At 69.2% G+C, this 14,414-nt stretch carries 7 protein-coding genes and 1 pseudogene; all 8 read right to left on the minus strand.

The features are described 5' to 3' along the window. Positions 1-945 (minus strand): DUF4157 domain-containing protein (locus U9979_RS17875; protein WP_322780275.1); only part of this gene is annotated, 945 nt, incomplete at its 3' end. Positions 946-1,185: 240 nt separating this feature from the next. Further along, entirely contained in the window at positions 1,186-1,923 is a 738-nt protein-coding gene (locus tag U9979_RS17880) for a hypothetical protein (RefSeq protein ID WP_322780283.1), read from the minus strand. 150 nt (positions 1,924-2,073) lie between these two features. Then, positions 2,074-2,676 (minus strand): annotated as a pseudogene (locus U9979_RS17885) (DUF4157 domain-containing protein); the annotation flags it as partial. 208 nt (positions 2,677-2,884) lie between these two features. Beyond that, on the minus strand, positions 2,885-4,549 hold the full coding sequence (locus U9979_RS17890) for an eCIS core domain-containing protein (protein WP_322780276.1): 1,665 nt from the start codon (positions 4,547-4,549) through the stop codon (positions 2,885-2,887). A gap of 12 nt (positions 4,550-4,561) precedes the next feature. Then, complete coding sequence (locus U9979_RS17895) at positions 4,562-5,965, minus strand: DUF6519 domain-containing protein (protein ID WP_322780277.1); 1,404 nt, start codon at positions 5,963-5,965, stop codon at positions 4,562-4,564. A 45-nt stretch (positions 5,966-6,010) separates the two neighbouring features. After that, positions 6,011-8,359 carry a hypothetical protein gene (locus U9979_RS17900; RefSeq protein WP_322780278.1) on the minus strand — a complete coding sequence of 783 codons (2,349 nt, stop codon included), beginning with the start codon at positions 8,357-8,359 and terminating at the stop codon, positions 6,011-6,013. Further along, positions 8,356-11,778, minus strand: a complete 3,423-nt coding sequence (locus tag U9979_RS17905; protein ID WP_322780279.1) for a putative baseplate assembly protein — start codon at positions 11,776-11,778, stop codon at positions 8,356-8,358. The genes U9979_RS17900 and U9979_RS17905 overlap by 4 nt, the downstream gene beginning before the upstream one ends. Then, positions 11,775-14,414, minus strand: a 2,640-nt coding sequence (locus tag U9979_RS17910) for a putative baseplate assembly protein (protein WP_322780280.1), incomplete at its 5' end; no start/stop codon positions are given. The genes U9979_RS17905 and U9979_RS17910, both read right to left, overlap by 4 nt.

Below are 14,414 nucleotides of genomic sequence, written 5' to 3' on the forward strand. Positions count from 1 at the left end.
CGCCTCCGGTAGGCCGGCGATGATCCTCCCGACCCGGAACAGATCCAGATCCACCGGTCCGATCCGCTTATCCTCCGCCCCGGCCCTACGGCGCTGGTCGCCGACGAACTGCTCGACACGATCGGTTGAGCTCGGCCCGCGCTGTTCCTCCACAGCCTGTACTCGAGGGTCGGGATCAGCTGCTTTGCTGCCTGCGACGAGATCGCTGAGGCGCCCCATCCTGCCGGGCCGGTCCGCCGGGGATGCTCCACCCAAGATTTTCAGCGCCTTGGGATCACACGGATCCGGCAGGAACCGCCGGGCGGCTTCGGCTGCGAACAGCGCCGGTTCATCCGGACGCGATCTACCGGCCAACCATGCGTCCAACGCCAACAACCGCGCCGCGGCGTTCCGGTCACCGGCCAGCTCCGAATTCCCCGGCACGGGGAGGCTCACAAGCCGTTCCAGGACGCTCCGCACCGCCGGCGTGATACTCAGGTTCCGGCCTCCCTGAGCGTCCCATGCGCGGCGCAGAAACCGCTCAAGTGCCGCCTGCACCTCGCCGCGCGCAACACCAGGAAGCGGCTGCAGCTGGACCTCCGGCACAGCGCCGCCGGTCAGATGCGACGACTGGCCGCGGGCGGCCCGCGCCGCCTGCTGCTCGTGGACGTCACCGACCCGCCCGACGGCACCAACCTCCAGCCGGTCGGCACGGCGCTGCTGGGCGACGTGGGTCAGCTCATGGGCCAGCAGTGCCCGCCCGGCCGCCGTGCTGAAACTGGGTGCGTCGGCTCCGAAGTAGATATCGTCGCGGCGGGTGAAGGCGACCGCCCCCAAATCCTCAACTGCACGCCGTGCCGCGGCATCCTGGTGGAGCCGTACCCCGGTCAGGTCGGTCCCGGTATCGGCCTCGAGCCGAGCAAAGATCGACGGCTCCAACGATTGCCCACCGGTTTGACCCGGCAACAGCCCGTGGCTCCGAGCTTCGTCGAAAGATCCGACAGGACCAGCGGCGGCGTCCCGTCGATATGCCCACACGTTCCGACTCCGCATGTTCCGATCATGTCCACTCATGACCTCGCCCCCTTGTCGGCTCGCTGCCTGATCGACCCCGCTTGCGGCATTGCAGGTAATCCCAACGTAAGGAGCATCGCCCGGAGCCGGTCACCGCCAGTCCGTGAGCATGCGGTCCGCTTGCCCCGGCGGCTAGAATCTCACCTCCAGCACAGGCTTGATCGGTAGAGGCTCCGTCCCGCGACCAAGAGTGTCAGCTGAACTCGGAAGTCGCACCACCTGCGTCGCCCGCTCGGAAAGAAGATCAGCTTCCGCTCGGGGGACGGCCGTCTGCAGCTGGCGAACGAACTTCTCGTGTAGCGGTAACTCACGGGCTATCTCCACGAGCCGATCCGCCGCAGAGAGCAGGATGGGGAAGCCATCCGCGCCGCGATGAACGGAATAATAATAACCCCGCCGTCCGGCAGTAACGTCGACCTGGGCAAGGGGCAGGTCGCGCACCATGGCATAGTAGTTCTCCACGAGAGCGCCCTGCTGTTCCGGGTCAAAATCGAAGAACGATTGCCGTCCAGCAATCGTATAACTATATGCAAAATTGCGACTACCCAAAGTAATCTTCGCCGCCAACTGCGCAGCGAGCGACTGCGAGATATAGGCGGTTCCGCCTTGCTGGTACTGCCACACATGAGTCGCCTCATGTACGAGCGCCTGCGCCATTTCAGCATCACGCACAGTGAATTTATCCGGCACGCGGATATTATTTCCAATTGTTCGATATTCAAGAATATTTGTCCGAATTAGACGGATTCGCGAGTAGTCGATGCCGGTGGCGAACACTGCCTCCAGGAGCTGTTGTTCCGATCCACTCAAAGCACGACCTTGTAATACGGCGTTGAAGTCGAACAGTTGTGTCACCGCTTCCTCGAACACCGGGGAACCGACCTGCACTCGTGCTCGACCATGCCCCGGAGGTTGCCCGCCGCCCCCGCTACGTGGGCTCTGTCTCATCAAGGGCAACCGAGACGGCGGACCCAAACCCGGCAGCGTGCCGATACTCTCCTGCCGTCCTGCGGTTCTCTGCTGGATCACGTGGGTCAGTTCGTGCGCGAGTAACTTCCTCCCGGCTGCTGTGGCCGGCGAGTACAGTCCGGCTCCAAAGACAACATGCGTACCGACCGTATACGCGAGAGCGTCCACCGCATCAGCCGAAGCAGCAGCGTCCCTATCCGTGTGAACTCGTACCTTGCTGAAGTCAAACGAATGATGAGAAGTATTTGAGTCGTCACGGCTCAGCCCCGCAGGCTGCGCCAGATGACCTGCGACGTGGTCGGCCTCTCGCTCGTACCGGTCGCCCGCCGGACCGATCTCGAGATGTTGCCGGATCCCACCTGCGGACACCGCCGGCACCCGGCTGAGATCGCTGGGCAAGCGCGATTCCATGAAGGCACGAGTCGGGGCGTCCAGCGGCCGGCCCGGTGAACGTAGCACCTCGTGGACGATCGGCGGTGCCTCGTTCGCCGGTGTCGGACCGGCCACCGAACGCCGCAGCGTCCCCGCGTTCTTCTCGCCGCAGGTGTCGCAGGTCCCCGCGGCCGCACGCCGGTCACACGCGCACGCCCGCCGCAGGACACCTGATTCTGCCGGGAGCGGCCGCCGCACAGTCTGACGCCCGGGGTCAATCATCGTTCCCCGCCACAGCCAAATATTCGGCGAGCACGCGACGGCTACCCAACCCGGTCAACACGGTCAACACGAAGCGCTCGCTCGACAGCAGACGGAGTAGGCACTTGTAGATCATGAAAATTTTCCTTCAAGTCGGAACTCATGTACCAGAGTAGTCGGAATACATTACCTCCAACTGCGAATTCGATGAACCGCGCTAATATCGTTCTCAGAACCATCCTTGGGGAACCCAGTGGACCTGAAACGCCCCGCCTCCGTACGGCGTTGGGCAACTGGGCGAGCATCCCGGACGGTCACCGGTGGGCGAGGCCACAGCCGGCCAGCCGTGATAACCCGCCGATGCCCACAGCTTCGACGGTCCAAAATTCGCGGAGGGAGTCCCCAGCCCAAGTGGCCCGGTTCCCTTGTAGAGATTAATGAGAGCCAGCATCTCGCTCTCAGTGAAGTCCGCAGCTTTCCTCGACCCTACCGCCACGAAATGGTCTCGACAGAGCAGGCACATCACTCCAAAAATTACATAGTTGGATGATCCGGCGTAGCTGCACTCTCCGTCTACCTGCACGGTCGAGCCGCACGGTGGGCTCGCTCCGGCCGAAGCGCAGGCCGGACGATACCCGAGTATCCAGGCGTTGCTGTGCAGTTCACCGATGTCCCAGGCGTAACCACCCGTGAGAGGCGAGGTCAGCGCATCGCACGCGCCTTCCTTGTCCGCCCCCGACCAGCCGGCGAACGTTGTGCGTGTACGGGCTACGGCTGCCCGGATCTGTCCCGAGACATCAGGGCCACAGACAGGACCTGGTGGTTGGCTGGGACCAGAAGGCTGCGGGGAAACTGGACGTCGCGATGTAGTAATGCTGATTGTGACCTTGCGGTTGTCTACGAGACTTGTTCCCAGAGAAGTGCTCGCACCCTGAGCAAGGATCGAGATCCGTCCGCTCGGGATACCAGCTCCCACAGACGTTGACGTCGTCAGTGCCGTCTGTACGGCCTGTGCCCGCCGACAGGAAAGATCCCAGTTGCGGGCCTGCGCACCATCGGTGCTCGCATAGCCGTCAACTCGCAAGTCCTCCAGACCGCCAGCAGCATGCCAAGCAGCCACGAATCCAGCTATGTCACTCATTTGCGCGGGCGTCAACGTCGCCTCATCAATCGCGAACGCATACGACTTCACTGCGGCGGGCGGCGAAGTGGTCGCCGGCGGGCAGGTTAAAGCAGCGGGAATCTGCGCTGAATCTCCCTGGCGCTGTACGATCGGTGACCGCCGAAGCTGGACTTGCACGCCGGGGTTATCCAGGGCCGGCCGGTCCGCCGATCCGGACCCATGCTGTTGCAGACCATCCACGATACGGTCGGCTTCGTGCTCCGCTGGGTCGGTACTGTCGCCCACCCGCAGTGAGGTGCCCAGCGGCGCTGGGTTGGCGGCCTGCTGGACGACGTGGGTGAGCTCGTGGGCTAGCAGGCGGCGGCCGGTGTCTGTGGCGGGGGAATACCGTCCCTCATCGAACGCGATATGCGGGCCGACCGTGTAGGCATGCGCGTGCACGGCACGCGCCGACGCCGCCGCCCGGGTGTCGGTGTGTACCCGGACACAGCTGAAGTCCGCGCCGAACCGCGGCTCCATGAAGGCGCGAGTCGGGGCGTCCAGCGCCCGGCCCGATGAGCGCAGCACCTCGTGGACGATCGGCGGTGCCTCGTTCGCCGGTGTCGGACCGGCCACCGAACGCCGCAGCGTCCCCGCGTTCTTCTCGCCGCAGGTGTCGCAGGTCCCCGCGGCCGCACGCCGGTCACACGCGCACGCCCGCTGGCGGACACCGGCGCCGGGAGTGCGGGTCGTCTCTTTCCGCCGTAGGACGCGCTGGCCGTCGACTGCCATCTCCGCCATCCTTTACTTCGCCAGTGGGGTGATGGTGCGACGGAGATCGACGGCCTCTGGCATCTTGTCGGCATCGAAGCGGACCAGGGCGAGGGGCGCGGCGTAATAGGTGATACCGACGGGAAGCTTGGGGATCGGGTGCCCGGCGATATCCCGCGGCCATTCGACGTCGCCGATGGCCGTGCGGGCCGGGATGAGCCAGTAGTCGCCGCGTTCGTAGCGCCCGCCCTTGTCGAACTGGATCTGGACGCCGTCCTCCAGGTCCAGCCAATTGTCCTTCCCGTTGGTCGTTTCGACAATCCGCAGAGCGTTGTCGGCCTCGCTGCGCACCGCACCACCCCGGGCCGGGGAACCCTCCTGCTGGTCCCAACGGCGCAGGAGCGGATGCAGCAAGGGGTTCTGGCCGGTGGCGGTCGACTGCGCGCCCGATCCCAAGGGTTCCAGCGTCACCACGAGATCCAGCGGGTCGATCGCAGCGACCCTGCGCAACGGCTCCGGCTTGCCTCGACGAACCGAATCGTCGTCGACGACCTCCACCCAGTCACCGACGTCCAGACCGAGGGTGTCGTCCCGGCCGAGCGAGGCAACCGTCACCTCGACGCTAACGTCGGCGTCCGCGGTTCCGAAGGTGACGATCGGGAAGACCACGCTGCCGTTCTCCCGCGACCACTTGAACGTCGCGGCACCCCCTGGCCCCCCGGGGCCCGCGGTGCCAGCGGTGTGCACCTCGACCCGGTAGAGCTGGTTGTCCAGCCCGCGGTAACGCGCGTCCGGCGCGCTGATGCATGGGTCCGTGTCGGTGACCGACGCGGCCTGCGCCCTCAGCTTGCCGGTCCCACCGGAAAGGCTCCTCTCCCAGTCCGGCCACACCTTGTCGATGGCGTCTCGCGTCAAAGCGGGGTCGAACGTGGCACCGGTGCCAGGCTTCTTGTCCGTCACGAGCACCTGCCAGACGATGCGGGATCTGGCGGCTGTGTCCGGGCCGGTGTCACCGAGGGCGGTCTCCCGGGTGGACGGGTCCTCGACGGCGGTGACAAGACGCTCGTGCACCCGCAGGTAAACGAGGAACGGCGGAGCCGGCAGTTTGTCCGGCGGGTCGGGGAGCAGATCCGGCTGGACGAAATATGTGGCGTCGGCCGCGTCGTTTTCGCAGGGAATTCCGTGGACGTAGTAACGCCCCGGGGCGACGGTAAGATTCTTTATAGCACTGTCACCGGTGTCGAGCCCGATTGTGAAGCCCTGGTCAGGCCCTCCGTGCGGTCCGATGATGTCGGCCGCGAGCGTCCGCAGGAAATGCTGGACGAGCAGCGCCTGCTCGTTGACGTCGGAATCGAGGGTGACGCGCCCCTGCTGGCTGAGAACCGCCGAGAAATGCTTGTCCGGCGCGAAGGTGAGGCGGGAGAAGTCGCCGTACATGCGGTCCCTCCGGGAGACTGGTGTCGGGTGCGGTGCAGGTCGGGATCAGGTGACGACGACGATGCCGGCATCGGTTCCGGCCGGGACGAACTGGTCAAGACGCGCCCGCAGGTTGGCGGCCCGCTGCGCGGTGAAAAGGTCGTGGAAGGCGCCGAGTTCGGATTCGTCGTCCGCCCCGGTACTGATCTCCGGAGCGGATCCGACGGCGAGCTGGGCGTAGCCGGGGGTGCCGTAGCGGGAGCTGGTGAACCGCGGTCGCACCCGGCCCTCCTCCCGCACCCGGGCGAGCGTGGCCTCGGTCGCGTCGAGCCGGCCGAGGCGGACGGCCTCGTCGACGGCCGTGCGCACCCCCTCGGGCTGGCAGCCGTACCGGGCGGGCGTGCGTGAGCCGGGCGGGACGTAGCAGAACCGGACGCAGCCGACCTGCCGGCGCACCACCCGGACCGGACCGGTGAAGATCGAATTCTCGGCCAGTTCGACGGCGTGCACGCGGATGTGCCCGAACACGGTCGTCCGCCGGACGGTCACCACCGCGTACGCGTGGCAGGCATCGGGTGCGCCAAGCGCGTCCTGGTCGTCGTCGGTGGCGTCAAGGATGCTGTCGGCGATGCAGATCGACATCGGATCGGTCGCACGTTCGTCCGCGCTGACCCTGACCGTGCCGAGGATGGCACGGTCCACCCGCAGGCAGCCGACCTGGCCGGCGAGCTCGATGCTCGGTTCGGTACCGACCTCGGGCTCACAATCGTGCCCGAGACTCCAGCCGGGCACCAGCGTGCAGTGCCGGACGACCACCTCCTCGACCGTCCCGCTGACCAGGATGCCCCGCCCAGAAACCAGCAGGCCGTCGAGAACGAGCCGCGGTGGCTGGTCGCCGCGGTCCAGCGCCGGGGCCGGCGCCGGGGCCAGCTCGGCCTCAGGCTCAGGCTCAGGCTCAGCCTCAGCCTCGGACTCGGGGTGATCCGCCGGGCCGCGGACACGCAGACTGTCCGGACGGTTGCCGTACCAGTTCAACAGTCGTAGCACCGGCCGTCTGCCCTGCGCGGCGCGCAGCTCCAACCGCTCTCCGTAGGCCAGGATGATCTCGATGGGCTCCTGGTAGGCACCGCTGTCGGTGATCTCGATGACCGCGTCCCGCAACGTCACTTCGTTCGGGTCGGCCTGCTTGTCCGCCTGCCAGGCGGCGACGGCACCCATGATCTCCTGGTGCTGCTCGCCGGGGCCGACCCGATAGACCCTCCGGTGGACCTCCGGGCCGGCTGTCGGTGACAGCGGCCGTTCGTACTCACCCCCGCCGAGGTCGTCGCTGAAGCCGTAGCGGTAGCTCACCCACACCCCCGACTCGGGTGCAGCCCGTGGGGAGAAGGCGATCCGGCCCAGCACCGGGTCGACGGCCACATCCTCGCCCTGCGGGCGGTATGCCCAGTCGCGCAGGTCCGCGGGCACGATCCGCTCGAGCGGGACGGGTCGGCGCTCGGCATCCCGCCAGATGAACAGACTGCGCGTGAGGCCGTAGTAGTCGGCGGTGCGCTCGGCGAAGGCGCGTCGCCGGATCGGCACCGGCAGGTTGGTCTCCGTCGCGATGTGGGTCGGGTCCGGTTCGGGCGCCGGGCGGGCGAACAGCGGCGTGTCGTTGCCGAGCAGAGAGAAGGTGAAGTGGTGGCGGGCGGCGTCGATGCACAGCGCCGGGGCGTTCGTGACCGGGTAGGTTCGGAGCCGCCAGACGAACAGCGCCACGCTCGGGATGGCGTACCGGCGCGGCCGGCGGGCCGCGTTCGCACGGCTGACGGTGACGGTGTGCGCGAGCTCGTCGAACGGCCCGTCCACACGGTCGAGTGCGTCCCCGTGACGCAGGTCGGCGGTGCGGCCACGGCGAATCCGCCACGCGTTGTCCGCCGCTGCCGGTCGAAAGAGCCGGACCGGTGCGCTGACGCCGAGCAGCGGGGCGAACTCCACGGCACGGGCCGGCCAGCCGGCGACGTCGGCGGCGAGTTGTTCCAACAGGGCGAGGCTGCCCTTGCGGCGGTGGGCGTGAACCGTGTTCGCGACGTCGGCGCGGGACGCGATCGCCCTGGTCAGCGCCGTGGTCTGCGCGCTGGACGAGCCGCCCGCACCCGGCTGTGGGCCGGGGTCCGCAGCCGGATGCAGGGGAACATGGCCGACGAGATCGCCGAGATAGGGGACGACCCAGTCTGCGCACGTCTCGATGAACCAGTTGTCGTAGAGCGCCTCGATGTCGCCCTCGACGATCTCCACCTGTTCGTTGATCACCTGGAGCAGGGCTCGTAGCGGCTCACCGAACTCGACATCCCGGATGCGATGGATGGCGGGCAGCAGCGCGTACAACCGGTCGAGGTCGAGGTCTGACCCATGGTCGGGGTCGAGGCGGCTCATGAACGGATCTCCTGCAGAATCAGCGTCTCCGGCACGTCCGGACTCATGATCGCGAGCTGGGCCGGCAGAACACCGACACCGGGACCGGTAGCGGGAGGTTCGGGCGGTCGCCGGGCCGGGTACATCCTGATCCGGGCCGGTGGCGGCGACGTCAAGGTGCCTGCGAGCCCGTTGAGCTCACTGATGGTGATCGACTCCGGCACGGTGGTCAGGACGTCGACGTCGACGTAGTCGACCCCCGGGACCGCTTGGACGGTCGCGATCACATCGCTGAGGGCGACGTCTTGGCCGAGCTCGCGGCGGTCGAAGGAGAAGCGGTCGAGCAGCGCGGCCCGGACCGCCGGCTCCACCCGCGTCCACAGGTAGTCGGGCAGCACCCGGATGTTCGCCGCACACAGGATCAGTGCCAGATCCCGGACGGCGAGCCGGGTGGGCTGCGCCGGGTCGCCGTGGCGTGCCAGCGCCTGGCGCAACCCGCGGAACAACTCCGAGTCCTCGTCGATCGGGATGTTCTCGGCGCCGGCGACCGTGACGTGGATGACGGTTCGCCGCCCGTCGGACAGCCTGGTCGCGGCGGCCTTGCCGATCCCGGCCCGTGCCCGCGCGAAGTCGGCGTAGTCCGACACCGACACCAGATGGTCGAGGGCGAGCAGGCCGACGGCGGCGTTGCGGCGCACCGCGTCCCGACCGTCGGGGTCGGCACCACCGGTGGCGGGCCGCGGGTTGGTGACCGTGCTGACCCGCGGCGGGCGGCTCTGCAACTGAGCGATCAGGCCGGCGTCGACATTGCCGGCCCGGCCGAGACCGACGCGGTAGGTCGCGGTGATGTTCTCCTGGCCGGTCGCCGGCCGGGCGCCGTGCACACCGTCGCCGAACAGCACGATCGTGCCATCCGGTCCTACCTGACCGACGCCGGCATCCGCGCGGGTCAGATAGGTGTGGTCGGTGGGGCCGGCGGCCATCAGGTCGTCGGTGGCCGCCCAGCGCACCCCGTTGACCCGGGTCACCAGGGTGGATTGCGCACCGGACGCCGCGGCGCTCGGCAGGTAGGTCAACGGCGCCCGGCGCAGCGTGAACGCCTGGAACGGGGTGGACGCGTCGCCGCTGCCGAGCACCTGCGTGGCGGATTGCCCGTGGGTCGCGCGTACCACGTTGCCGCTGATCCGCGCGGTGTCGCAGCGGTAGGTGTAGCGCAACGGCGCGGCAAGAGTGATCGTGGTGTGCACGGTGTCGCCCGGACGGCGGTCCGCCACGCCCTGACTGACACCGGAAATCATCACGATCTCACTGCCGGGCACACCAGTGGTGCCCCCGATATCGGTGCGCTCACCGGAGACGATCAGATGACGTCCGGGGACGAGGCCGTCGTAGAGCCGGTCCAGCTCGATCGTCGCCCCCGCGATGTCGGCGGCGCAGGGCTCCCAGGCGAGCTCGATGGGCTCACTGCGGAACCGGACCGCGGTGTTGCGATGGGCGGTCAGCAGCAGGTCCTCGCCGGACAGCCACGGCTGTTCGAGCGTGAGCTGGGTGACGGTCGCGGCGATACCGAAGGCGGACTTCGTCACCGTCTCGACCTTCGTCACCCGGGTCTTCAGGGGCCAGCCCGTGCCGGTCCGGTCGGTCCGTTCGACCACGACCCAGCTGCCCGGGACGACCTGGTCGTACACCGCGTCCAGTGGAAGGACGTTGGGAGGCTTCGGCGGCAGCAACGACTCATCGCGGATGGTGAGGACACCGGGTTCGGTTTCGCCACGCGACATCGGCGCCAGACCGACGGTGATGTCATGGCCGGGCAGCCGGCGCTCCACGCTCTGCCCGATCGCGGGTCGGTATTCGGTCCCAGGGTCGTCGTCGAGTGTCACGGTGATCGGCCCTCCGCCGTGACCGGCGACCAGCAAGATCGAGACCGACTGCGGCCCGACGACGGTGATCACACGCTGCACGGTCCCGCCGAAGGTGAAGGTCACCGTGGAGTTCCCGCTACCCACTGCGATCAGCACGGTGCCCGCTGGGAAGTCGAGTGTCGCGCCGGCGGCGATGGATACCCCGGTGCGGGTGATGTCCTGGTAACGGATGTCGGCCGTCAGCGCGCGGGTCTGACTATCGGAGGCTGTCGTCCCATAGTGGATGCCTGCCTCGATCACTACGGTTCCGTTCAGCGGCCATTCCTCGGTGTCGATCGCCACCCCGCGGGCGTCGAGCACCGGTTTGCGGGGTGCGGTCGCGCCAAACGGGACGGCCCGCGCGCGCAGCGCCTGCACGCTACGCAGCTCGGGGGTGGGGGCGAGCGCGGCGTTCGCCCACGCCCGGTACACCGTCCCGCCGATCTCCGGACGCAACGCCGCGAGCAGCTTCGGCACGGCGTCGGACCGGGTGGCGAGTGTCGCGCCGAATGATCGGCTCAGGTCGGCGGCGTGGTCGGGCTGGCGGGACGGTGGGCGGCCGAGGGCGTCGAGCCGGTCGCCGATCCATGTCAGTGGGTCGACGCCAGTATGGATCTCCCGCGCATCACCGGTGCTGTCGCCGGACGTCTGGAGGGCGACCCGGGTACGCCGTTCGGCCGGTTCAGGTGTGACGGAGAGGACGCGGCGCAGGACCTGCTCGCCCGCACCGATTCCGAACACGAGCAGCAGCGGATCGTTCGGCCGCAGACCGGTGGCCACACCGGCCAGATACAGCTCAGACCGCTGCTCGGCGCCCTTGAAGGTGATCCACGGTGGCCGGGTCCGCCGGGTCCGCAGCTCGTTCCAGCCGGCCCGGGCCACCATGTCGTCCATGGTCTCGAACACCTGCGGCAGCTCGTCCGGACCGGGCACACTCTGCGCCCGGGAACCGGCCGGGATGACCACGTCGGCGTCACCGGCCGCGTCGACGTCGAGGGTGTAGGCGAGGTACACGCTCGCGCCCAGGCCCGGACGCGGCCGGTAGCCGACGAGCCGGGCGAGCTCGACCACGGAACCGCGTTCGGTGGCGGTCCGCAGGTAGCCCTCGTTGGCGATGCGCTCCTGGTAGAAGGTGAGCACGTCCGCGACGGTCGCCCAGGCGTCCAACAAGGCGATGGACGGATCATTCGCCCGCCGCGCGGTCAGCCCGCGCAGCGGGTACCGGGCCTCGCCGGCAGAACCGTCCAGACCGTCGGAACCGTCAGAACCGTCAGAACCGTCCGGGCGGTCGCTCAGCGCATGATCCGACAGCGCGGTGAGCATCGTGGCGAGGAAGCTACCGTGGGTGCCGACCCGGTAGGCGAGCGCGTCCAGCCCGGCCCGGTTGACCGTGGACGCCGGGGTCAGTCGTGCCGTCCCCGCGCAGCATGCGCCGGCCCCGCATGCGCCGGCCCCACAGCCGCCGCAGCCACAACCTGCCGCCGCAGCGCACGCAGCGCACGCAGCGCCACAGCCCGTCCGAGTCAGCCGATTCACCGTCCACCTCGCAGATCGAGTTCGAGCCGACCGTTACCGGGCCGGGCCGGGTCGTTGTCCAATCGGGCAACCTCAGCCGGGCCGATGCGCAGCACACCGGCGTCGCGCTCCCCCTGGTCACCGGCGTAGAGCCGTTCGAACCGGGCCACCTCGACGCTGGTCACGCCGGGCACGGCCGCCGCGGCGGCGACGATCCGGCTGAGCCGGACAGGCTCGCCGAAGGTCAGGTTGTCCGGCTGGAACAGGCCGCTGCCGGTGGACGGTTGCCCGGTGGACGGTTGGCCGCCAACCGGCAGGCCGCGGCTGCCGAGCGCCGCGAGCAGCGCCGCGAGCAGCGCCGCGAGCAGCGCCGCCCGGACATGCCCGCGAATGACCTCGGGACGCACGCAGATGACAAGCTTCACCAGCAACGGCACATACCGGGCGGGGGTGACGACCACGTCGTGACCGATCCGGCGGTGGCGTTCGGCGTCGGCGCGGACCCGGCGCAGCAGCGCCGGCTCGGGGTCGGCCGCGCCCAGCGGATCGACGGCAAGGTGGATCTCGTACCAGCTGCCGTTCCAGCGTCGGACCGCGGCCGCCCGCTGTACACCCGGGACCGCCGTCGCGAGCGTGGCGTAGTCCTCGGGGGTGACCGCCCGTTCCAGCCGGGACCGGATCGCGCCGGGCGCGCGCAGTTTCACCTCCCGCACCAGCTCCGGGTCGATACCACCGGCCGCGGCCAGCGGATTGCGGACCCCGGTGATCCCGCCCGGAATCGGCCCACGGAAGACGATCCAGTTGATCGCATCGGCGCCGACGTTGCCGGCGACGCCGTTGCCGACCCGGTAGTCGGCGAGCAGCGTCCGGCCCGGCTCGACCCCCCGGCCGTAGACGCCGTCGCCGAACCGCAGGTGCACCACGCCGTCGTCATCGACCTCACCGACGACATGGGAGTCGGTCGGCCCGCTGGCGAGCAGGTCCGGCCGGACCGCCCACCTCACTCCGTCACTCCAGCCCACGCCGTCCTTGCCCGCGCCGTCCTTGCCCGCGCCGTCCTTGCCCGCGCCGGCTTGACTGACACCTGCGCCCGGGGCACGCAGGTCGAGCACCGGCAGGGCGGCCCGGGGGTCCTGGGTCAGAGCCGCCGTGGCCGGTCCGTAGCGGGCCGGGTCGTCCCCGGCGAGCTCGGTGGCGAAGCGCGCACCGAGAACGTCGCGCACCTCGTCGACACCGTCGCGGCCCAACGGCAGGCCGGCGCGGGTACGGTGGGTGAGATCGGCGAGCCATCGCAGCGTGCCACGCAACAACCACCGGTGGCGGGCGAGCAGCCGTGCCAACGCCGAGGCCGCCTGCGCCGCCGTCAGCGGGTGCCGGACCCCTGGACGCGGCGGCACCAGACCGAGCCGCACCAGCTCCGCCCGACCGAAGACGATCCGAAGCTCGTCGAGAGCGGCCGCGTCCGGCACGAGCCCGCCGTACGCGGAGGTCCACAGCTCACGCAGGCGGTCGGCCAGCTCGTCCGGGATGCGCTCCAGCCGGGCCGCCTGGGCGGTGGCGATCCGGGTCGGGTCGGGAAACAGCACACGTTGTGTGACAGGAGAGTCGGGCAGCGTCAGGTCGGGGCGTCCAGGGGGGCGCAGCCGCGGAGCAGGCTCGCCCACACCGGCGCAGCCGGCCGGTCGGGACGCGACAGCGGGGACACATAGTTCCCGTGGACGTTGCCCGCTACGGGACATGGTGCGGCCATGGTCGACCAGGATGACGTTGCCACGGACCACGCTCACCGGTTCGACGCGCTCACACGCGGGACCGGCAACGCAGGAGACGCACAGGTCGAAGGTGAGCGCATCGGCGGCATCCCAGCCCACCTCGACGATCGGCTGGCCCAGGCCCGCCGAGCCGTAGAGCGCGTCCACGCCGGGTGTCACCGAGGTCAGCCGTACCGCCTGCCGGTGCGTCGGGTCGGCGTCCGCCGCCACGGCGGTGCGGGGGCCGAGCACCTCCTCGAAGATCAGAACATCGCCGGGGTGCAGCGCCAGCGCCCGCGGCCGCTCGTCACGCTCCCCGTCATGCTCCCCGTCGAGCCAGTCGTCGCGCAGCGTGGCCCGGGTCGCCCCACGGGGCAGGCAGCATTCGGTGTCGCCCCACGTCCACAGTCGGATGCAGTTGTGCTGCGGGTTGAGGTCGACGGTGACGTCGAGCACCGGCTCGAACACGGTGGCGCGCGCCAGCTCCGCGCGGACGTCGTCCAGGGCGAGGGCCGGCCCAGCGGTCGCGTCACCCCTGGGCCTGGCCGCGCCGGCGCTGGAGCCGGCGAGGAAGAAATACGTGTCGGCAGACAGCCGGAGCGGTGCTTCCACCTCGATCGACACCCAGGTACGGGCGTTGCAGCCGTCATGCATCCGGTAGTCGATCAGCCGGGCATGTCGCCGGACGGAGATCCGCCGGCGGGCGGTACCCAGGTATGCCTCGCCCGCCACCGCGTCCTGGTGGTAACTGAGGTGGTCACCGACGTAGGCGAGCAGCTCGACCAGGGTGACACCGAGATCGGGAAGGTGTCGTTCGGTCCAGCCCGGCATGATCAGATCGAACCGGTCGAGGATCAGCTGACGAAAGCTGGCGTAGTCCTTGGCCAGGTAGGAGATGTCCGGTTC

This window comes from Protofrankia sp. Cas4, assembly GCF_963555915.1.
GTDB lineage: Bacteria > Actinomycetota > Actinomycetes > Frankiales > Frankiaceae > Protofrankia.

Coding starts and splice junctions, on each gene's coding strand:
- U9979_RS17900 (WP_322780278.1), bottom strand. CDS start 8,359: ATGAGCCGCCTCGACCCCGACCATGGGTCAGACCTCGACCTCGACCGG.
- U9979_RS17890 (WP_322780276.1), bottom strand. CDS start 4,549: ATGGCAGTCGACGGCCAGCGCGTCCTACGGCGGAAAGAGACGACCCGC.
- U9979_RS17895 (WP_322780277.1), bottom strand. CDS start 5,965: ATGTACGGCGACTTCTCCCGCCTCACCTTCGCGCCGGACAAGCATTTC.